The organism is Marinobacter azerbaijanicus, from assembly GCF_030250645.1.
GTDB lineage: Bacteria > Pseudomonadota > Gammaproteobacteria > Pseudomonadales > Oleiphilaceae > Marinobacter > Marinobacter azerbaijanicus.
The window spans coordinates 209,863-231,097 of sequence record NZ_JASSVS010000002.1 but is presented as its reverse complement, the minus strand read 5'-3'; the positions used below and the strand labels follow the sequence as shown (position 1 = coordinate 231,097).

Annotated in this window: 19 protein-coding genes; 10 read left to right on the top strand and 9 right to left on the bottom strand. The window is 58.0% G+C overall.

Going from position 1 to position 21,235, the window contains the following annotated elements:
• Both QPM17_RS04520 and QPM17_RS04515 read left to right on the top strand, forming a co-directional pair.
• A complete protein-coding gene (locus tag QPM17_RS04520) occupies positions 1–927 on the top strand; it encodes a universal stress protein (RefSeq protein WP_285389135.1) in 927 nt (308 codons plus the stop codon).
• Complete coding sequence (locus QPM17_RS04515) at positions 927–2,498, top strand: phospholipase D family protein (protein ID WP_285389134.1); 1,572 nt, start codon at positions 927–929, stop codon at positions 2,496–2,498. Before QPM17_RS04520 ends, QPM17_RS04515 begins: the two co-directional genes overlap by 1 nt.
• A gap of 92 nt (positions 2,499–2,590) precedes the next feature.
• Here QPM17_RS04515 and QPM17_RS04510 read toward each other — a convergent pair whose 3' ends face one another.
• From QPM17_RS04510 to QPM17_RS04490, 5 genes are all read right to left on the bottom strand, one after another.
• Positions 2,591–3,286 carry a hypothetical protein gene (locus QPM17_RS04510; protein WP_285389133.1) on the bottom strand — a complete coding sequence of 232 codons (696 nt, stop codon included), beginning with the start codon at positions 3,284–3,286 and terminating at the stop codon, positions 2,591–2,593.
• A 15-nt stretch (positions 3,287–3,301) separates the two neighbouring features.
• Positions 3,302–4,036: a HupE/UreJ family protein gene (locus QPM17_RS04505; protein ID WP_285389132.1), complete on the bottom strand. Its 735-nt coding sequence runs from the start codon at positions 4,034–4,036 to the stop codon at positions 3,302–3,304.
• Between the two features lie 56 nt (positions 4,037–4,092).
• Positions 4,093–5,277, bottom strand: coding sequence for a BaiN/RdsA family NAD(P)/FAD-dependent oxidoreductase (locus tag QPM17_RS04500; protein WP_285389131.1), 1,185 nt, complete (start codon positions 5,275–5,277; stop codon positions 4,093–4,095).
• 198 nt (positions 5,278–5,475) lie between these two features.
• Positions 5,476–6,285, bottom strand: coding sequence for a PhzF family phenazine biosynthesis protein (locus QPM17_RS04495; RefSeq protein WP_285389130.1), 810 nt, complete (start codon positions 6,283–6,285; stop codon positions 5,476–5,478).
• Positions 6,282–6,578 (bottom strand): hypothetical protein, encoded by a 297-nt coding sequence (locus tag QPM17_RS04490; RefSeq protein ID WP_285389129.1) that lies wholly within the window; start codon positions 6,576–6,578, stop codon positions 6,282–6,284. The genes QPM17_RS04495 and QPM17_RS04490 overlap by 4 nt, the downstream gene beginning before the upstream one ends.
• Positions 6,579–6,755: 177 nt before the next feature.
• Here QPM17_RS04490 and QPM17_RS04485 point away from each other — a divergent pair, with 177 nt between their 5' ends.
• Positions 6,756–8,168: an aminotransferase-like domain-containing protein gene (locus QPM17_RS04485; protein ID WP_285389128.1), complete on the top strand. Its 1,413-nt coding sequence runs from the start codon at positions 6,756–6,758 to the stop codon at positions 8,166–8,168.
• A 7-nt stretch (positions 8,169–8,175) separates the two neighbouring features.
• Here QPM17_RS04485 and QPM17_RS04480 read toward each other — a convergent pair whose 3' ends face one another.
• Complete coding sequence (locus QPM17_RS04480) at positions 8,176–8,820, bottom strand: response regulator transcription factor (RefSeq protein ID WP_285389126.1); 645 nt, start codon at positions 8,818–8,820, stop codon at positions 8,176–8,178.
• Positions 8,817–10,313 carry a PAS domain-containing sensor histidine kinase gene (locus QPM17_RS04475; RefSeq protein ID WP_285389125.1) on the bottom strand — a complete coding sequence of 499 codons (1,497 nt, stop codon included), beginning with the start codon at positions 10,311–10,313 and terminating at the stop codon, positions 8,817–8,819. The genes QPM17_RS04480 and QPM17_RS04475 overlap by 4 nt, the downstream gene beginning before the upstream one ends.
• Before the next feature lie 154 nt (positions 10,314–10,467).
• Between QPM17_RS04475 and QPM17_RS04470 the strand changes: the two genes are divergently transcribed.
• The 6 genes from QPM17_RS04470 to QPM17_RS04445 all read left to right on the top strand — a co-directional run bounded on the left by QPM17_RS04470 (position 10,468) and on the right by QPM17_RS04445 (position 17,500).
• Positions 10,468–12,096, top strand: a complete 1,629-nt coding sequence (locus QPM17_RS04470; protein WP_285389123.1) for an acyl-CoA synthetase — start codon at positions 10,468–10,470, stop codon at positions 12,094–12,096.
• Between the two features lie 51 nt (positions 12,097–12,147).
• Positions 12,148–13,524, top strand: coding sequence for a solute carrier family 23 protein (locus QPM17_RS04465; protein ID WP_285389122.1), 1,377 nt, complete (start codon positions 12,148–12,150; stop codon positions 13,522–13,524).
• 206 nt (positions 13,525–13,730) lie between these two features.
• Entirely contained in the window at positions 13,731–14,564 is an 834-nt protein-coding gene (locus QPM17_RS04460; RefSeq protein WP_285389118.1) for a metal-dependent hydrolase, read from the top strand.
• Between the two features lie 110 nt (positions 14,565–14,674).
• A complete protein-coding gene (locus QPM17_RS04455; RefSeq protein ID WP_285389117.1) occupies positions 14,675–15,625 on the top strand; it encodes a DegV family protein in 951 nt (316 codons plus the stop codon).
• A gap of 155 nt (positions 15,626–15,780) precedes the next feature.
• The gene (locus QPM17_RS04450; protein ID WP_285389116.1) at positions 15,781–16,815 is read left to right on the top strand and encodes a hypothetical protein; all 1,035 of its coding nucleotides are present in this window, start codon (positions 15,781–15,783) and stop codon (positions 16,813–16,815) included.
• A gap of 31 nt (positions 16,816–16,846) precedes the next feature.
• Entirely contained in the window at positions 16,847–17,500 is a 654-nt protein-coding gene (locus QPM17_RS04445) for a LysE family translocator (protein WP_285389115.1), read from the top strand.
• Positions 17,501–17,509: 9 nt separating this feature from the next.
• On the opposite strand, the gene fdxA is transcribed toward QPM17_RS04445, so the two are convergent.
• On the bottom strand, positions 17,510–17,833 hold the full coding sequence (gene fdxA / locus QPM17_RS04440) for a ferredoxin FdxA (protein WP_137437739.1): 324 nt from the start codon (positions 17,831–17,833) through the stop codon (positions 17,510–17,512).
• Positions 17,834–17,970: 137 nt separating this feature from the next.
• Complete coding sequence (gene mutS, locus QPM17_RS04435; RefSeq protein ID WP_285389114.1) at positions 17,971–20,580, bottom strand: DNA mismatch repair protein MutS; 2,610 nt, start codon at positions 20,578–20,580, stop codon at positions 17,971–17,973.
• 82 nt (positions 20,581–20,662) lie between these two features.
• On the opposite strand from mutS, the gene QPM17_RS04430 reads away from it, so the two are divergent.
• Complete coding sequence (locus QPM17_RS04430; protein WP_285389111.1) at positions 20,663–21,163, top strand: CinA family protein; 501 nt, start codon at positions 20,663–20,665, stop codon at positions 21,161–21,163.
• Positions 21,164–21,235: the final 72 nt, after the last annotated feature.

Sequence of the window (21,235 nt, the reverse complement as noted above, 5' to 3'; positions counted from 1 at the left end):
ATGACACAAGCCAAGGAATTCAACAACGATCCCGGTCAGAATAACAACCATAACGATCACCAAGGCGAGGTTGAGATGCTACGAGTAGTTGCCTGTATCGACGGCTCCAGGGCCGCACCGGCTGTGTGTGATTACGCCGCCTGGGCCAGCAAGCACATGGAAACCCCCATGACACTGCTGCACGTGCTGGACGAAGAACGCTATCCCACAGAGCCGGATCTGGCAGGCAGCATTGGCCTTGGAAGCCGGGAACAATTGATGGACGAACTGGCCGAGCTGGATCGCAAGCGATCGAAGCTGGCGCTGGAGCACGGCCATCACATGCTGGATGAAGCCGAAGATCGAGTGAAGACGCTGGGTATCGATGATGTCATCAAGCGTCAGCGCCATGGCGACCTCACCGAGTCTTTGCTCGCCCTGGAGGACCAGACCCGCCTGCTGGTCATGGGGCTTCACGGAGAGAGCAGCTCGGACCGGGACGTACACGTGGGCAGCCAGCTGGAAACCGTGATTCGTAGTGTTCACCGGCCGATACTCCTGGTACCGGACGAATACCAGCAGCCGAAAAGTGCCATGCTGGCGTTTGATGGTAGTGCCACTGCCTTCAAGGGTGTGGAATTGCTGGCCGGAAGCCCGGTGCTGAAAGGCATGCCGATTCACCTGGTGATGATCGGGGCCGATACCAACGATCGCTGGGAACAGCTCAGGAAGGCTGAAAAGATGCTGGGAAACATTGGTGCTGAAGTGACTCTTGCCATTCGCGCCGGCGATGTAGAGCCAGCTCTCCATGCCTACCAGGAGGAACATGATATCGACATCCTGGTGATGGGGGCCTATGGCCATTCCCGGATCCGCCAGTTCCTGGTGGGTAGCACTACAACCACGATGCTCAAGACAGCCGAGAAACCCCTGGTGATACTGCGTTAATGTCATCCCGCCAGAGTTCCAGGGCCGCGCTGGTGGCGACACGTGTTTGGCTTCTGGTGATGATGGTATTGCTGGCGGGTTGTGCGGGCGATATGCAACCGGTGACACACGCTGGAGTGGAGGAAGGCGTGCATAACGATGACAGCTTTCTTTCCAGCCAGTCCAGACAGAGGCTGGCCGGCACAGGCGGCCAATCCGGATTTTACATGCTGGACTCGGGGCGTGAAGCTTTTCTCTCCCGTGCGGCCCTGATCGAGGCCGCAGAGCATAGCATCGACGCACAGTATTACATCTGGAACAGTGACGCTTCCGGGGAATATCTTGCCGGCAGGCTGCTGCTGGCTGCCGACCGGGGTATTCAGGTGCGGCTGCTGCTGGATGATTTCAACGCCGAGGATATCGGCAAGCTGTTTGCTGTGCTGGGCACCCACCCGAACATCCAGGTCCGTATTTTCAATCCCGCAAGAAGCCGCGATGGATGGGGCCGGTGGGTATCGTTCCTGATGGATTTCGACCGTATCAACCGGCGCATGCACAACAAGACCTTTGTGGTGGACGGAGCCGCGGGTATTGTTGGCGGGCGTAACATTGGCGATGAGTATTTCGGTTTTGATGAGGCGCGTTACTTCCGGGACCGTGACGTGCTCTCGTTGGGGCCGGTTGTGGACGGAATGACGGATAACTTCGAGGCATACTGGAACAGTCGCTGGGCCTATCCGGTGTCGGTGCTTTATCCGGATACTTCGGCTGGCGGGGACGTGACTGCAGCGCTCCACCAGCTTCGCCGTCAGGCCGGAACGCAGTCTGGTCTGCCGGTATCCGCCCCCGCTGACAGCTCCCAGGGAAGGTCAGAGCTGACAGAATTATTGAGCCAGTTGACGGTTGCCCATGGCGAGCTGGTGTTTGATCCACCGTTTGAAACCATGGAAGAGCCGGTTGAAACTCCCAAACGGAGCGCGAAAGCGCTTCAACGATTGGCGCAGGCCGCTTCTGAGGAAATCCTGATCGAATCCGCCTACCTGATCCTTACCGAGGAACAGCTGCAGATACTGGATATGGGGAACCGTGATGGGCTTGAGGTTTCCGCGCTGACCAATTCCCTGGCCACCAATGACCTTGTCACCAACCATGCCGGCTACGCCCGCTGGCGAACCTATATGCTCGAGCAGGGGATACGAATCTACGAATTGAAACCTGATGCCGAGGCTTGCCGGCAATGGCTGGACACAGACGGTTTCTGCGAAACCGGTGAGGCCAGCCTGCATTCCAAGTCTGTGGTGTTCGATCGCAGCACCTTGGTGGTGGGCTCTTTCAACGTCAATCTTCGTTCCATCTATCTCAATGGCGAAACGGTGTTGATTATCCGCAGTGAGGAGCTGGCCGAGCAGGTGGCCAGGGACATACGTACGGTGATGGAACCCCATAACAGCTGGGAAGTCTCCCTGGATAATGGTGGCGAGCTGCAGTGGCGAAGTGGAAGGGAAGCACATACCACTGAACCAGCCGTGGGTTGGTGGCTGCGAACCCAGTCCCGATTCCTGTCCTGGTTGCCGATCGAGAAGTATCTCTAGTATTGCCCCTGGCCTGCTAACCTCGAATTATTCCTCTGTGAACAAAGTGCGGCTTGCAGCCGCACGTTTCGGTCACTACTCAGCGTTTAAAATCACAACACCTTTTTCAGTTGGCCATACTCTCCGCCGGTACGGAGTACGAGGGTGATGTCATTGTCATTGCGGTTGCGGAAGAACCAGCCATGGTTGCCTGTGAACGCGGCGACAAGTTCGCCTTCGTCTTCAGGAACGCCGCGTCCCTTTTCGTAAGAGATGGATTGGCCGCTGCCATTGCCATGGGTGTCGTAATTGATTGGGCCACCCTCGGACTCCCAGGAAAACCGGGCGACAGCACCTTCTTCCATGGTGAGCTTGAACTCCGTGCCTTCCCCGGGGGTAAGAACCACGCGTACTTCATCCTGCCACCGGGATTCCGCCGTTGTCGGCTCTGATGCCGGTTGCTCCTCGACAGTCGCAACCTCGACCTCCGGAGCAGACGCCTCTTCCCGGACAGGTTCGGTAACAACGCTCTCCGCTACGTCCGATCCCTGCTGCTCGGCTGAGGGTTGCACGGCAACCAGCTGGGCAGCTTCATCTGCAGCGGCTTCTTCGGCAAGTTGTTCCTTGATTTCGCCCATTTCAGTGAGGCCCAGAAGGCGACCGACACCGGTTGGGTCCAGGGAGTATTCTGCAGGCATCACCACTGTCACCAGCAGAACCACTGCCACAATGGCGGCAATAATGGTTGATCGAATCAGTTTGGCGGTGCCCGGTAATTCTTCACGGTTTGGTATATCGGTGTTGTACATAGCGAAACTCCAGAATCAGGCGACAAAGTAACCGGTTAGCTGATAACCAAAGAGCAGGAAGCCTGCACTCATCATGGCGACGTTGGCGGTATAGGCGTGGCGGAAAAAGCCGTCGGTTTTACGCCAGAAGCTGATGGCAATCAGGATCATGGCCAGGGCAATGAGCTGTCCGATTTCCACGCCCACGTTGAAGGCGAGGAGGTTCGGAACCAGTCCGTCCGGCGAGATGTCGTACTCAATGATCTTGGTCGACAGGCCAAAACCGTGGAAAAAGCCGAAGATCAGCGTGGCGGCCCTGGTGTTGGGCTGGAAACCAAACCAGCGCTGATAAGCACCAATATTGTCCAGTGCCTTGTACACGATGGACAGACCGATAATCGCATCAATGATGTAACTATTGATGCCCACGTTGAAGTACACCCCCAGCAGCATCGTGGTGGAATGTCCCAGCGCAAACAGGCTCACGTAGATCGCGATGTGCTTCATCTGGTAGAGGAAGAAAATCACACCCAGCAGGAACAGCAGGTGATCGTAACCGGTGACCATGTGCTTGGCCCCGAGATAGGTGAATGCAATGAGATTTACACCGGTAATTTCCTGAATGTACCCCTTGTCGCCCTGGGCGATGGCATGGGCCAGTACATCGGTACTCAAGCCCACTAAGCCGAGTGTCAGGAACAGCAGGAAAAGACGACTGCCACCGCGCACTACTCTGGCAATCCGGCAACCGTCAAGCAGGCTTGACAACATAAAGACTCCAATTGTGTATGTTTCCCGTAGCCGCGTACGCGGCAACAATGAACCCCTCAGGCGCTGTTCCCCGCAGCCACCCCGGAAGCCCAGGCCCACTGGAAGTTATGCCCACCGAGGTGACCTGTCACGTCCACCACTTCGCCAATAAAATACAGGTCTGGACGGTCCAGCACCGCCATGGTTTTTGAGGACAGCTGACGGGTATCCACGCCGCCGAGGGTTACCTCGGCCGTTCGATAGCCTTCGGTGCCGGCAGGCTTGATCGCCCATTGGCCGAGGGCTCGTGCCACCTGTTCAATGTCACTGTTCTTGTACCCCTGTAGCGGGCCGTTCCAGCCGTGGAGGTCGTTCAGCGCCTGGGCGAAGCGCCTGGGCAGGTGTTGCTGCAGGTATTGGGCAACGGTGGATTGTGGTCTGCTTTTTCTCATCTGGTACAGGTCCTGGTCAATGTTGGTCCCCGGGAGCATATTAATGCTCAGGCTGTCACCGGGTTGCCAGAAGCTGGAGATCTGCAGCATGGCGGGGCCGCTTAACCCGCGATGGGTGACCAGCATGGGTTCGCGGAAGTGCTCATTGTGGCAATGGACGTCCACCGGGCAGCTCACTCCCGCCAGCGGGGCCAGTTGTTCTTTCAGTTCCGGGTGCAGGGTGAACGGTACCAGTCCTGCGCGGGTGGGTAATACGGTGAGCCCGAATTGCCGTGCGATGTCGTAACCAAAACCGGTGGCGCCCATGGTGGGTATGGACAGCCCGCCGCAGGCGACCACCAGGGATTCGCAGTCAAGGGTGCCGCCGGTGGTTTGCAGTTGGTAGCCGTTGCCAGTTTCAGTGAGCGCCTTGACGCTGGTTTTCAGCCGCACTTCCGCGCCCGCCCATTCGCATTCGGTCAGCAGCATGTTGAGGATTTCCTTGCTGCTGTCTTTGCAGAAGAGCTGGCCGGCGGCTTTTTCTTCGTGTTCGATGCCGTGGCGTTCTACCAGGTCCAAAAAGTTCTGCGGGGTGTAGCGCTTCAGCGCCGAGATGCAGAAGGAAGGATTGTCCGAGAGGAAATTGGCCGGGGTGCTGTTAAGGTTGGTGAAGTTGCAGCGACCGCCGCCGGACATGAGAATTTTCTTGCCGGGTTTGTTGGCGTGCTCGATCACCAGGACTTTTCGGCCTCGGTAGCCGGCTGTTGCGGCGCACATCAGGCCTGCGGCGCCTGCGCCTATGATGATTACGTCGTGCTTTTCTGAGGTCATGGTCTGGAATTCAGGCTTTGGGAGTTCCGGTATGGGTTGAGGGCGGTCAGGGATACGCGGTGAATACGTCCATGTACGCTCGACAAAAACATCCCTGTTTTTGACGATCCCTGACTGCCCTCAACCCGTGCCTTGCCAAACATCTGTGCTGCCCGCCGCTGTGTGTTAACTGGGCGCAGTATACATTTTCTGCTGTTATCAGTGCAGGTGCACGGTACCTTCCATATAGAACGCGGCCTGGCCGGCTATGGCTACGCGGTTGCCTTTCAGTTCGCAGCGCAGTTCACCGCCTCTGGCGGAGACCTGTTGGGCAAGCAGTGTGTTTTTACCGAGTTTATCGGCCCAGTAGGGCACCAGTACGCTGTGGATGGAGCCGGTAACCGGATCTTCGTCGATGCCGGCGCCGGGGGCGAAGTAGCGGCTGACGAAATCGCAGTTTTCTCCGGGTGCCGTGATGATCACGCCCTGGTTGCCAAGTTGCTTGAGTTTGCGGATGTCGGGTTGCGCGGACTTTACCGCCACTTCGTCTTTGAGGACGACCAGGTAGTTGGTGTCGTTGGGCACGAAGAAGGCGTTGTCAGGGGCGCCTTCCAGAGCCTCCTCGATCAGGACCGGAGTCGCGCGTTGCTCAAAGGCGAGGTTTGGGAAGTCCAGCTCCAGCCAGCCATCGTCGGTCAGTTGTACGCCCAGGGGGCCGCTTTTTGACTGGAACCGGATTTGCTCATGCTTCCAGCCCAGTTTGTTGAAGACGACCCAGGCGCTGGCGAGGGTGGCGTGGCCGCAGAGAGGCACTTCCACTGTGGGTGTGAACCAGCGTATGTGGAAGTCTGCGTCGGCTTCCGTTGGTAACGGCACGAGGAATGCGGTTTCCGACAGGTTGTTCTCCATGGCCAGCGCTCGCAGCGTGTCGTCTGGCAGCCATTCCTCCAGCGGCATGACGGCGGCGGGATTGCCGCCGAAAACCTGGCTGGTAAATGCATCGACCTGGTAGATCGGTAATGTTTTCATGATTCCTCCCTTGTGAACGTGTCAGCGTAGCGGTGTGCCCGGTGGGCGGCAAATTGGCTCAGTTCCACGGCGCTGTAGAAGTGGAACTCCGGCAGAGCTTTCCCGTGGGTAATGATCCAGTGTTCCGGTTTGACCAGGCGGACTTCAAAGCCGAGGTTGGCCAGCCATTTCCGGGCGGTGTTGATAGTCATCGGGGCCAGGCCGCGATTCTGGCCGACGCCCAGCAAGTCCTTGCGGCTCGCCGGTGGTATCTCTGTCAGCGGGTGCCGTTGTAATCTGTTCAGTGCGGTCATGGTGAAACTCCTTCTTCTGGACGCTGATCACCATTCTCCGCCGGTGCAGACAACCATAACAGATTCAGATATTGTGGTTTTGAACCGGTACAGGTTCATCTATCCGGCATCTGTGCTGGTCAGAATCTGGTTGATCTGTACTGCCTCTACTCTCGATTGATCTGGCAGGATTGGGCAATGGGCATTCTCTATAATCAGGTAGCAGACCAGTTGCACGCATTGATTCGTGATGGGGTATATCGCGAAGGAGAGCGGCTGCCTGGTGTTCGGGCGCTCAGCCGCCAGTTTGGCGTGAGCGTTTCGACGGTGCTTCAGGCCCACCAGACACTGGAGGCCCGTGGCTATCTGGAGGCACGGGAGCGCAGTGGCTATTTTGTGCATTTGCCCCGGAGGGATACGCCCGAACCGGTGATGCAGAAGCATAAGGCCAGACCCATGCCGGTTAGCGCCAGGGACATGGCCCTGGACCTGTGTGCCGACGAGCAAAAGCGCATGGTGCCGTTGGCCGCTGCGGTGCCGCATCCGGATTTTCTGCCGGTTCGCCAGATTCAGCAGGCCACGTTATGGGCGGCGAGGCGCGGGCTTGAAACCCTCGATTACGCTTTCCCGGGCAAGATTGAGTACCGGCGCCAGCTGGCTCAGCGGATGGCTACGCTTGGCGTCATGGCGACACCGGACGATATTATTGCCACCAACGGCGCCCAGGAGGCGATCATTCTCGCCCTGAAGGCGGTGACCCGGCCCGGTGACATCGTGGTGGTTGAGTCGCCTTCGTTTCCCGGCATTCTGCAGGCCCTGGAGGTGGTCGGGCTCAGAGTAATTGAAGTGCCGACGCATCCGTCCGAGGGTCTGAGCCTGGAGGGGCTGGAACTGGCGCTGGAGCAGTGGCCGGTGAAGGCATGCGTGGTAGTGCCCAATCACAGCAATCCCATGGGTGCGAGGATGTCGGACGAGCGCAAACAGCAGCTGGTGCGGATGATGGAGCGGGCCGGGGTGCCCCTGATTGAGGACGACATCTATGGCGATCTGTTCCATAGCGGGGAGCGCCCCAGGCCGGCCAAGGTGTTCGACCGTACCGGCAATGTTATCTATTGCAGTTCCTTCTCCAAGACCATCTCGCCGGGGCTGCGGCTGGGGTGGATGATGCCCGGTAAATACCTGGCCGAAGCGCGGCAGCAGAAATATTTCAGCAATCTGGGTACGGCGAGCATACCGCAGCTTGCCGTGGCCCGTTTCCTGGAGCAGGGTGGTTATGACCGCTATCTGCGCTCGGTGCGGCCGCGTTTTCGTGAGGTGACAGAGCGGATGCGGGGCGCCGTTGGGCGGTCGTTCCCGGAAGGTACTGCGGTCAGCCGTCCTCAGGGTGGTTTCGTGCTCTGGGTTCAGCTGCCGGGCCGTACCTCCGGTACAGAAGTTTATCGCCGGGCGCGGGAGGAAAACATCAATGTCGCTCCGGGACTGATGTTCTCCACCACCGACAAATACGAAAACTGCCTGCGTCTGAACGGAGCCAATCCCTGGAGTGAGCGGATTGAGCAGGCAGTTGCTCGCCTTGGTGCTATCGCGACCACGATCGCTGCCGAATCCTGAGGGCGGATCAGTGAGATTCCCCGCGCAGATTCATCGGGTCGAGCAGGCCAGCAGCAATAGCGATGCCGGTCACATCCGGCACGCGCTCCACCCCCAGCCGTTTCATGACGCGGGCGCGGTAAAGGTCGATGGTCTTGACCCCGACATCCAGCTGTTCTGCTATTTCCCTGCTGGTGTAGCCCCGGGCCAGTGGCATGAACACATCACGCTCCCGGCGGGTGAGGGAAGCGATCAGTGCGTCGGTATGCTGATCGCCTTGTTGCTGTGTGCTGGTCTGCTGATGCTCCTGTAATGCCTGTTGAACGCTGTCCAGGAGTAGTTGTTCGTTGAACGGTTTCTCGATGAAGTCAAAGGCGCCGGATTTGAATGCGCGGACCACAATCGGCACGTCCGCATGGCCGGAGACAAAAATGATGGGCAGTTGTGAGCCCCGCTTCTGCAGTTCCTCCTGGACGTTCAGGCCGCCCAGTCCGGGCATGCGTATGTCAAGAATCACGCAACCGGTATGCGCCGGATCCACCGCTTCCAGGAACTGGCGACCATCGGCGTAGGGCTGTACCTGCAAACCGACCGATTCCAGTAACCACTGGGTGGACTCAAGCATGCCGGCGTCGTCATCCACCACGTAAACGGTATGGGGTATATCACTCATGCTGGTCTGTCTCCCTGGACTGGTCGAATCTGGTTTTTATTGCTGTTCAGTGGAGGGAAGCGGCAGACCAGCACCAGGCCGCCGTGCTTGGCCGGTCTTGCATCCAGGAATCCGCCAAAGCCCTCGACTATGGACCGGCTCATGGAAAGCCCCAGGCCCAGCCCCTGGGGCTTGCTGGTATAGAAAGGCGTGAACATCTGCCGCAAACCCGTTTCGTCAAGCCCCGGACCCTGATCGGCAACCTCCACCAGAATTTCCTGGTCTGAATTCACGCAGGTTGTCACGGTGATCTTTGAGGGGGATTTGCTGTCCAGGTGAGTCTCAAGATTGGCGTCGATACCGTTGCGGATCAGGTTGATCAGTACCTGCTCAAGCAGCACCGGGTCGGCGGTGATAACCGGATTACTGCTGGTCAGGCGTTCCTGTATGACAACCCTGTTCTTGTCTGCATCCCACTGGCACAGGCGCTTCACGTTGGTTACTGCGTCGTTGATACTGATGGGGGCGGTACGTTTCTGACCCTTGCGCAGGAAGGCGCGCAGTCGTTTGATCACTTCCGAAGCGCGGTTGGCATGGTGGGTGATACGCTGGAGGCCATCGTCCACCCGCTCCAGGCACTCGGGGTTTTCTCCCGCCTGTTTCAGATAACGCTGGCTGGCACTGGCGAAGTTGACGATGGTAGCCAGGGGCTGATTCATCTCGTGGGCAATGCTCGATGCCAGTTCGCCAAGCGTTGCCAGGCGAGCAGTGTGGGCCAGTTCGTCGGCCAGTCGGCGGTTGTTCTCTTCGGACTCCACCCTTGCGGTAATGTCGCGGGATACGCTCACCACCTCGATCACCGCCCCGGTATAGGTTTCCCGAATGGCCCGGCTGGCAATCTCGAACCAGCGCCTGCTGCCGTCCCGGTGAATGATTTCCAGGGTCATGGTGGCGTAGCCTTCGTCCCGCAGCCTGTTGCGTGCTTCTTCCAGCTCGCCATTGACGGTGCTGCTCTGAAATACCTCCTCAAGTGACTTGCCTCTGAGCTCCTCCGGCCAGTAACCCAGTAAACGCCATGAGGCCGGTGTTGCGTCGATAAAACGGCCGTTGGGTGCATGGCGGGAAATCAGGTCGGTGGTGTTTTCAGTGATCAGACGGTATAGCCGGCTGCAGCGTGTTGCTTCGTCCAGTTTGCGGATTTCGTTGGTGGCATCTCGCCCCCTGGCCAGAACCTGTCCGGAAGCCTGATCGGGAATGAACGTCCATGACAGGTTGATGCCGGGCAGGCGGCATTCCACACCGTCAATGGCGCGACCCTGGGTGATACAGGCGTTGATCAGTGCCGGAGTGTTGATGGGTAACAGGTTGACGACTCCGTCAGCCCCCGCTTCGCGGCACAGGTTTTGCGCTGCCGGGTTGGTGGCCAGCACGGTACTGTCCGGGCCAAGTACGAGCCCCGCTTCCGGATCGGAGGCGGGAAGTTGGAAGGCGGCAACCAGGGGAGTTTTAGTCATTAATGAGCTCGATATAGTATAAACACTATAATACGTTGGTGTAATTTCTAGTATATTTGCTATCGAATACTATTTTCGGCGCCCAAGAGTATAGCTTTTCCGGCGTACTTACTGAATACACCATAAGAACAATGGAACCCAGAGGACCACAGCAATGACCTCGATTTTTGATCAGGGCCTGGAGCCTGTCGACGCCAATTATTCTGTTCTGTCCCCCATCGATTTTATTGAGCGCACGGCAAGCGTGTATCCGGAATACACCTCGGTGATTCACGGGGCCATTCGTTATAACTGGGGCCAGACTTACGAGCGCTGCCGCCGCTTGGCCTCGGCACTGGCCGGTCGTGGCATTGGCCGCGGGGACACCGTGGCTGCGATGCTGCCCAATATCCCGGCCATGGTGGAGTGTCACTTTGGTGTGCCCATGATCGGGGCGGTTCTCAACACCCTGAACGTGCGCCTTGACGCCGAGGCCATTGCCTTCATGCTGCAGCATGGGGAAGCCAAAGTTATTGTGGCGGACAGGGAATTTGGCGACGTGGTCCGCGACGCCGTCAGCCGCCTGGATGAAAAGCCGCTGGTGATTGATGTGGATGACCCGGAGTACGGTGAAGGCACCCGGGTGAGCGAGCTGGATTACGAGGCCTTCCTGCAGGAGGGTGACCCGGAGTTCCAGTGGAGCCTGCCGGGGAACGAATGGGATGCCATTTCCCTGAACTACACCTCCGGTACCACCGGTAACCCGAAAGGCGTTGTGTATCACCATCGCGGTGCCTACATGAACAGCATGGGCAACCAAGCGGTATGGTCCATGGGGCAGCATCCGGTCTACCTGTGGACCCTGCCAATGTTCCATTGCAACGGCTGGTGTTTCCCCTGGACCGTTACCGCGCTGGCGGGTACTCACGTGTGCCTGCGCCGGGTGGACCCGGAGAAAATCCTGCAGCTGATCCGGGATCACCAGGTTACCCACATGTGTGGTGCTCCTATCGTTCTCAATGCGCTGCTGAACGTGCCGGAAGCCGCCAAGGCCGGCATTGATCACGAAGTAAAATCCATGACGGCCGGCGCGGCACCGCCCGCCCAGGTGATTGGCGCCATCGAGGAGATGGGCATTGCCGTCACTCATGTATACGGGCTGACAGAAGTTTACGGCCCGGTCACCGTGTGTGCCTGGAAGTCCGAATGGGATGAGAAAACTCTGGACGAGCGGGCCACCATCAAGGCACGCCAGGGCGTTCGCTACCATACGCTTGCGGGCACCATGGTGGGCGATCCCAACACCATGGAACCGGTTCCCAAAGACGGCAAGACCATTGGTGAGATCTTCCTGCGCGGCAATACCGTGATGAAAGGCTATCTCAAGAACCCCAAGGCCACCGAAGAAGCGTTCCGTGGCGGCTGGTTCCACACCGGCGATCTGGCGGTATGGCACGAAGACGGCTACCTGGAAATCAAGGACCGCCTGAAGGACATCATCATCTCCGGGGGCGAGAACATTTCCACCATCGAGGTGGAGGACACCCTCTATCGTCACCCGGCCGTGCTCGAAGCAGCCGTGGTGGCACGCCCGGACGAAAAATGGGGCGAGACTCCCTGCGCCTTCATCACCCTCAAGCCGGAAGCCGGCGATGTGAGTGAAGAGGATCTGATCGGCTTCTGTCGCGAGCGTCTCGCCCGCTTCAAGGTGCCCAAAACCATCGTGTTCACGGAGTTGCCGAAAACCTCGACCGGCAAGATCCAGAAATTCGTTCTGCGCGACCAGGCGAAAGAACTCAACTGACACCACAAAAACAACATCAGGCGCGGTGTCTCCCGCGCCAGGAGAACTTTTATGCAGATGTATCATCGTAAAGACGGCGAAGAACAGCCGTACTGGCCGGCGGGCCCCTTCAAGGTCCGGCTGCCGTTTGTTCATTACCGCTGGGAATTTGCGGAAATGGTGCAGGGGCTGATCATGTTCGTGGTCAGCCTGGCCATGATTCCCCTGCTGGAAAAATACCTTGGCGTGCCTTACGACGTCGCTCTTGCCTATGTGGTGATCTGCGGTATCGGCTTCATGTTGCCAGCATTGCTTGGTGTGCCACTGGTGCCGGGCTGGATTACCCCGGGTATACCGGTTGTGCTGCTGTTCCTGGGCGACTACGAACCTGGACCTGAGGCCATCCAGGCGCTTTTCGCACTGCAGTTCCTGGTGTTCATTATCTTCCTGGTACTGGGTATTACCCGCCTGGGCAGTAAGCTGGTGGAACTGATTCCACGGTCCATGAAAGGCGGCATTATCATCGGTGCCGGTATTGCGGCCCTGATGGGTGAAATCGAAGCCGGCGGCCGGCTGGCAGAAACGCCGATCTCCCTGATTATCGGTGGTCTGGTCTGTCTTTATCTGATGTTCTCTGTTTCCTTCAAAGGTTTTGTGGACAGCAACAGTATCGCCCGGAAAATTGCCAACTACGGCATGGTGCCGGGGATGGTCGTAGCCATTGCGGTGGGCTTCGCGACCGGCGAGTACGCCGTCCCCAATGTGGAATGGGGTATTACCAAGCCGGCGTTTGACGAACTGTGGAACTACCTGCCGTTCTCGGTTGGTTTCCCCGATGCCAATGTGTTCCTTTATGCCATCCCGACCGCGGTGATTGCCTACGTGATTGCCTTCGGCGATATCGTTGTGGGCCAGTCGCTGATGAGCCGCGTGGACCACTTGCGCAAAGACGAAGACATCGACAACAGCATTGACCGTGTACACCTGGTAACCGCTCTGCGTAACGGCGGCCATGCCTTCTTCGCCCCTTATCCCGGCCTGGCGGGCCCGATCTGGACGGCAGTAACCGCTACCATGGCCGAGCGCTACAAGTATGGCCGCAATGCCATGGAGTCCATCTACAGTGGTGGTGGCACTTTCTGGATTACCGGGTTTATTGCTGTATTCATGCTGCCTCTGGTGAGCTTCTTCCAGCCGGTGCTGCCGATTGCACTGTCGCTTACCCTGCTTCTGACCGGTTATATCTGCCTGATGGTCGGGCTTGAGCAACTGGAGAACAATACCGAGCGTGGCATTGCCGGCACCATGGGTGTGGTACTGGCGGTCTATGGTGCGGGCTGGGGCCTGGCCACCGGTGCGGTACTGTATTTGCTGATTGAACGCACCAAACTGATCGGATTTACCGCCGACCCGGAAGCACCGGGCGTCAAGGCGGCGCAAGAGCACTGAACGAAGGCCTCTGCTATTGCCGGAGGCCATCAACCCCTGTGTGTCCTTGGAGGTATCGGCGTTGCCATACCTCCTTTTTTGATTCCATTGACGAACTGTCATTTTATGACAATCTGTCGGCTTTTTTCTGTTTCTGCCTTCCTTTGGAACTGAATTCGGGTTTAAACTGAATTTCACTCCATAATCACAATAAACCGGAGGCAGTCATGACCATCAGTTCCACCCCCAAGGGTGTTTCGGTTACCCCGCGGCACTTGCGCTTTGATCTGGCCGACGACCTCAAGACTCTCTGGCATGGTAACGATGCCTTTCGCACGGCCTTCTTTAACGCACTTTCTCTGCAATTTCCGGATGGGGAGCAGCAGTTCATCAATGCGGTCCGCCTTTATCGTGACCAGGTGGATGACCCCAAGCTGAAAGAGGAAATTCGCGGATTTATCGGCCAGGAAGCCCTGCACAGCAGGGAGCACAAGCATTACAACGAAGCCCTGAAGGCGCGAGGCTACGACATCGACGCCATCGACGAGCGGTTCCGCAAACACATGGAGTGGGTGGGTAACCTGCCACCAAGTCGCCAGCTGGCCGGAACCTGCGGTGCCGAGCACTATACTGCGGTGTTGGCCAATGCCATTCTCCAGCACCCGGAATGGATGGAGGGGGCCACACCCGGCATGGCCCGGCTATGGCGCTGGCATGCCATTGAAGAGACTGAACACAAGTCCGTGGCTTTCGATGTTTACCGTCATTGCGTGGGCAATGAGCGGTTGCGGCGAATCGTGTTCCTGTTCGTAACCTGGAACTTCTTCAAGTACACCTTTCTGAACACCTGCAGCCTGCTGAAAGCCGACGGTAAACTATGGAGTCCGGGCACCTGGATCGGCGGGATGAATTTCTTGTGGGGTAAGCCGGGTGTTTTACGCAAGTGTCTGCCGGATTTCCTGGCTTATTTCCGCGAAGGGTTCCACCCCTGGCAACAGGATAATCGTGATCTGATCGATAAAAATCTCAACGAACTTGAGCTGGAGCAATCTGCGCGCTAGTGGAGTGCTGAAATTGCCACGGCTTTATGTAAGACTGGGCGCTGCCAGGAACAACGACAATAAAAAGGGAAGTGTCCGGCAGGAACAACTTCCCGCAGCTGGAGGCCCCCATGCGCGTTGGTCTTATTGTGGACTCAGCTTGCGATCTGCCCTACGAGTTCAGTCGCAAGCATGATCTCTTCATTCTACCTGTCACAGCGGTTATCGACGGCCAGACCTATATTGATGAGCACGATCCGGTACGAACCCAGGAGTTCTATCAGAGCGGGTTGTTGCAAAAGGGCCACCATGCCGAGACCCAGGCCTTTTCTCCCCAGCAGATTCATGATCTGTTCATGGAGAAGATTGTTACCCAGTTTGATGTGGCGATTTGCGAAACCGTCACCCGTTCCCGCAGCCTGATTTACCAGAACGCCACAGAGGCCATGAACAGCGTCATGTCGCACTATCAGGACGTGCGTGAGGCTGCCGGGCGTGAAGGCAAATTCTCCATGCGTGTGATCGACAGCAAACAGATATTTGCAGGTCAGGGCCTGCTGGCGGCCCACACCCTCCGACTGATTGATCAGAGACTGTCAAAGAATGCCCTCCGTAATGAAGTGGAAGCCTTCACCGACAAGATCTATACCTGCGTTATTCCCCGTGACCTGCATTACATACGCGAGCGCGCCCGAAAGCGCGGCGACAAGAGCGTGTCAGCGCTGGTGGCCTTCCTGGGCAAGGCCCTGAATATCACCCCGGTGATTTTTGGTTTGGGTGCCGAGGGACAGCCTGCCGCCAAAACCCGTAGCTTTGACATGGCGGTGGAAAAGGTTATGAACTACGCAGCTGGCCGGGTAGAGGCCGGGTTGCTTACACCCTATGTCAGCCTTTCCTGCGGGCTGACCTGGACCGAAATCGAGGATCTTCCTGGCCTGAACCGTCTGCGGGATGCCTGCGAGAAAAATGGCGTGGAGCTGTTGCTGTCCCAGATGGGAATTACCAGCAGTATTTATGTGGGCCCGGGTAGCCTGTGCCTGGCACTGGCGGCAGAACCTCACGAGTTCAGCGATTTCCAGTAATGTCCACTCCAGGCGGTCAGGAGGCAGCACTGCCTCTTGACCCACCTGCACCTTTTCGCATGTATCTTCGGCAAACGCAGCCGTTGTGGCTTCGTGTTAGCCTCTTCCCCTTCCGACCCTTATCGCCCACATACAGACAGCACCGGACCGTGACTATGACCGAAGGCAAAACGGATCTCGCCAATGCTCTGCTCGAGCAGCATGTAAAACACGAACTTTCGTCCCTGAAAGGCGCAAAACTACGCCGGTTTCTGGCAACCGAGGTGGATGAACTGTTTGATTATGCCAGTACGGTCACCCTGAATCGTTTGACCTCCGTGGAACAGGTGATGGGGGTGATTCAGCGTATCGTGATAGACATGGACCTGGACGCCGGTATACCGGAAATGGCGGCTGAGATGGCTACGGAAGTGCTTAATGCACAGGTCCAGAGTAGCTCACGGCTGCGGGATATTATTACCCGCGAACAGGCCACCGGGTTCCTGGAGGAAGCCCTTGAGCTTCGCCAACAGCGGGAGCGGGTAATCAGTGAGATCATGGCTCATCCGGTCTATCAGGAACTGGTGTCGAACGTTGTTTATCAGGGCGTGGTGAATTACCTGTATGAGGACAATCTGATCACCAAGAGTGTTCCGGGTGTCGGCTCGATGATGAAGTTTGGCAAGCGCATGGCCAACAAGGCGGTTCCCGGACTGGATGAGACCTTCGAGCGCCGCTTCAAGACATGGCTGTCGGACAGTCTGCCGGGGTTGATCGCCCGCAGCGAGCAGTTCCTGCACCGGGCACTGACAGACGACGAACTGCGTGACAGCGTGATGGCCGTCTGGGTGTCCCTGGAAGACCGCACTATCGAAGAGCTCCACGAGGGGCTTGGTGACGTGCAACTTCAGGAGTTCGTGGTTCTGGGGTATGAGTTCTGGCTGCAGTTCCGCAAGACCGAGTACTTCAAGGGCTGTACCAGGGCAGTGGTGGATCATTTATTCTCCATGTATGGCGATAGACCGATTATTGAACTCCTGGGTGCGGTTGGCGTCGACCGTGAGGTGGTGATGGCGGAAGTGGATGCCTACGCACTTCCGGTGATAGACGTACTGAGGGAGGAGGGGTATCTTGAGGCCCTGATCCGTCGTCGTCTCGAACCCTTCTACAAGTCGGCGGCGGCAAAAAAGCTTTTGCAGCAGGAAAGCTGAATACTCCTGCTGTTTGTGGGGGTGTTTGGATATGCTGGTACCAACCGAGCTGTTCTGGGCCTATCTGGTGGCCATATCGCTGCTGACGGTGACGCCCGGGGTGGACACGCTGCTGGTGATGCGAAATGCCGGGCGGGGAGGCCTGCGGGACGGTTGCGTGACCAGCGCGGGTATCTGTAGCGGGCTTTTCATCCATGCCACCCTGTCTGCCCTGGGCATTTCCGTGCTGCTGGTGGAAACCACCTGGGCTTTTACCGCGCTCAAGTGGGCCGGAGCCTGTTACCTGATCTGGCTGGGGCTGAGTTCGTTGCGTCAGGCCATGAAACGAAACCCGGCAAAAGCTGAAGAGCCAGAGGCTGGCGGTGCAGGCCGGGCACTGATGAGACCGGTATCAATCAGGGTGGCTTTCGGTGAAGGCCTGTTTTCCAACGTACTGAATCCGAAAACCGCCTTATTCTATATGGCGCTGTTGCCCCAGTTTATCGATCCGGCCGGGAATGCTTTCCAGCAATCGCTGTTTCTCGCGGCGGTTCATTTTGTGTTGGCGATGGTGTGGCAATGTGCGTTGGCAGTGGTGGTGGTCAGGTCCCGCCGGCTCGGGGTGGGACAGGGCGTCAAGCGTACGCTCAACGCCCTGACCGGCGGCTTCTTTGTTGCCATCGGGGCAAAGCTGGCTGCGCAGTGAGCGCAGCTGTTACTTTTCCAGGTACTGCAGCTTGTTCGGTTTGCCGTCCCACTCTTCTGCGTCCGGCAGCGGATCTTTTTTCTCGGTGATGTTCGGCCACTTGCCCGCCAGGTCTGCGTTGAGTTCAACAAACTGGACCTGATCTGCCGGTAACTCATCTTCCGAGAAGATGGCCTCCGCAGGACACTCCGGCTCACAAAGGGCGCAATCGATGCACTCGTCCGGATCAATCACCAGAAAATTCGGGCCTTCGTAGAAGCAGTCAACCGGGCATACTTCCACGCAGTCCGTGTATTTGCACTTGATGCAGTTATCGGTAACGACAAACGTCATAGTCAGCTTCCTGGTCCAGTAGTCAATCTCATCAGAGTAATAATAATTGCGCGATATTGTATTGAGCGGCCTGCCTGGCCGCAAGCGCCGAGGCGCTATATCGTTATTACATGGGTCAATTCTGCTGTGTTTTCGGCTTATTTTTTCAGTAGTTCCTTCAATTCGTACAGACGGTTCAGCGCATCCCTGGGTGTCAGCCCGTCAACATCCAGTTCCGCCAGTGTTTCTTCCACCCTGCTGGGTTCCAGGCTGGCGAACATGTCCCCCTGCATCACCGGCTCGCTGATGCGGGCGGCGCGTTCCGGCTTTTCAGGCTCGGCGACAGGATTGGCCGGGGCAGCGCTGCCCTCAAGATGGGAGAGCTGCTCCCGCGCGTTGCGGATAACGTCCTGGGGCACACCCGCCAGTTTGGCCACCTGCAGGCCGTAACTCTGGCTGGCGGGGCCATCGTGAACATTGTGCAGGAATACGATGGTGTCGTCGTGCTCTGTGGCAGTCAGGTGAACATTGACCGCATGCTCAAGCTCGTCAGCCAGTTGTGTGAGCTCAAAGTAGTGGGTGGCAAACAGGGTATAGCAACAAATATGCTTAGCCAGGTGTTCCGCCGTGGCCCAGGCCAGAGAGAGACCGTCAAAGGTACTCGTGCCGCGCCCCACCTCGTCCATCAGCACCAGGCTGTGCTCGGTGGCGTTATGGAGGATATTGGCGGTTTCGGTCATCTCCACCATGAAGGTCGAGCGTCCGCCGGCGATGTCGTCGGAAGAGCCCATGCGGGTGAAAATGCGGTCCACCGGACCGATGACCACGCGATTGGCAGGCACAAAGCTACCAGTGTAGGCCAGCAGTGCAATCAGTGCAGCCTGGCGCATGTAGGTGGACTTACCGCCCATGTTGGGGCCGGTGATTACCAGCATGCGGCGCTGCTGGTCCATCAGCAGGTCGTTGGGTACGTAAGGATCACTCAGCAGTTGCTCAACGACCGGGTGGCGGCCTTCTTCGATGTCGAAGCCGGGAGTGTTGCTGAATTCCGGTGCGTTGAAACGCAGGCTGGTGGCCCGCTCGGCGAAGTTACTGAGTACATCCAGTTCCGCCAGAGCCTGGGCGGCGTCCTGTAGGGGCGCGAGCTCGGCGGCAACGGTTTCCAGCACCTCGTCATACAGAGCTTTTTCCCGTGCGAGTGATCGGCTCTTGGCGCTGAGGGCCTTGTCCTCGAATTCTTTCAGTTCCGGAGTGATAAAGCGCTCGGCATTCTTGAGCGTCTGACGGCGTATGTAATCCACCGGCGCATGGCCGGACTGGGCGCGGGTGATTTCAATGTAGTAGCCATGCACGCGGTTGTAGCCCACTTTCAGTGTGCTGATGCCGGTGCGTTCCCGTTCCCGTGTTTCCACATCCAGCAGGAACTGGCCGGCGTTCTCGCTGATGTTGCGCAGCTCGTCCAGCTGGTCATCAAATCCCTCTCTGATAACGCCGCCGTCACGGATCACCACTGGTGGATTGTCGATGATCGCCCGCTCCAGCAAATCCGCCAGTTCAGGGTATTCACTGATCGTTGTAGCCAGTTTGACTATGTAGTGGGAGTTCACCGGCTTCAGGGCCTGCTGCAGCTCTGGCAGTGCCTGGAAGGCATCACGCAGGCGCGCCAGATCCCGGGGCCGGGCAGAACGCAGCGCCACCCGCGCCAGAACCCGCTCGATATCGCCGATGCTTTTGAGCAGGTCGTGGACCGGCTCGTAATGAAACCCGTCCAGCAGGGCTGACACCGCCTGCTGGCGCTGTTCCACGATGGTTACATCGCGCAATGGCCGATTGAGCCAGCGCCTCAGTTGGCGCCCGCCCATAGCTGTAGCCGTGCGGTCCATTACCCAGGCAAGAGTGTGCTGTGTGCCGCCCATCAGATTGGTGTCGATTTCCAGGTTGCGGCGGCTGGTGGCATCCAGTATCACTGCCTCTTCGCGGCGTTCCTGGCTGAGTTTGCGGATATGGGGCAGGGCGGTGCGCTGGGTTTCCCTGGCATACTGAAGCAGGCATCCGGCGGCACAGATGGCCAGGGTGAGATCATCGCAGCCAAACCCGGTCAGGTCCCTTACCTGCAATTGCTGGGTAAGCACACGGCGGGCAGTGTCGGATTCAAACAGCCATGGGCCCTGCCGGCGGATGCCGGTATACCCTTCAAGTACCTCCTGGTAGGGAAAGTCTTCGCTGATGAGGATTTCCGCAGGTCGCAGGCGCTGGAGTTCTCCCTGCAGGCTCTCCAGGTCATCCAGCTCGGACACTGTAAACCGTCCGCTGGAAATATCCAGGGAGGCAAAACCGAACTGTTCCCGATGGCTATAGATGGCGACAAGCAGGTTGTCACGGCGGTCCTCGAGGAATGCGTCATCGCTGAGCGTGCCCGGCGTAACGATGCGTACGACCTGACGGTCGACCGGCCCCTTGCTGGTGGCAGGATCGCCAATCTGCTCGCAGATGGCGATGGATTGACCAGCACGGACCAGACGTGCAATGTAGCCTTCAGCGGAATGGTAGGGAATGCCGGCCATGGGGATGGGGCTGCCACCGGACTGCCCGCGGGCAGTGAGGGTGATGTCCATAAGCTCGGCGGCCTTGCGGGCGTCTTCGTAGAACAGCTCGTAGAAGTCGCCCATGCGGTAGAACACCAGCTCGTTGGGGTGTTCGCCCTTGATTTTGAGGTATTGCCTCATCATCGGGGTGTGCTGGGACAGATCGGTCTGGGCTGCTGACATGAACGGTTCCGGATCCATTGGCTTTATATGAAGGCAGGGATTGTAAGAAAATAACCGCCATGATGAAACGAAGGAGATCATTATGCCACTGACTGATGAGGCATTGGCGGAAGCAGGTGAAAACCTGGCCGAGTTGCTGGAGCACAAACAGCTTACCATTGCTACGGCAGAAAGCTGCACCGGTGGCTGGGTAGTCAAGGTACTCACTGATCGTGCGGGCTCCTCAGCCTATGTATTGGCAGGACTCGTTACCTACAGCAATGATGCCAAGAAGGAATTGCTTGGGGTTACTGAATCATCGCTGAGTGAACATGGAGCTGTCAGTGAGCCGGTGGTGAGGGAGATGGTCGCGGGCGCGCTGTCAACGACCGGTGCCAGCGTTGCGGTGGCGATCAGCGGCGTTGCCGGCCCTGGCGGAGGTACGCAAGATAAGCCGGTGGGCACGGTGTGGTTTGCCTGGGGGCGTTCTCCTGCGGATACCGAAGCGGTGGTTGAAACCTTCAGGGGAGACCGTGACCAGGTCCGTCGCCAGGCGGTTCTTTATGCGTTACAGGGGGTTAGAGCGTTTCTGGAAAACTCCTGAAACAGAGGGGTTGGTCTCGTCCCCGTGTTATGTTTTAATACTGTTCAAATATACAGGAGTCCGGTTTTTCGG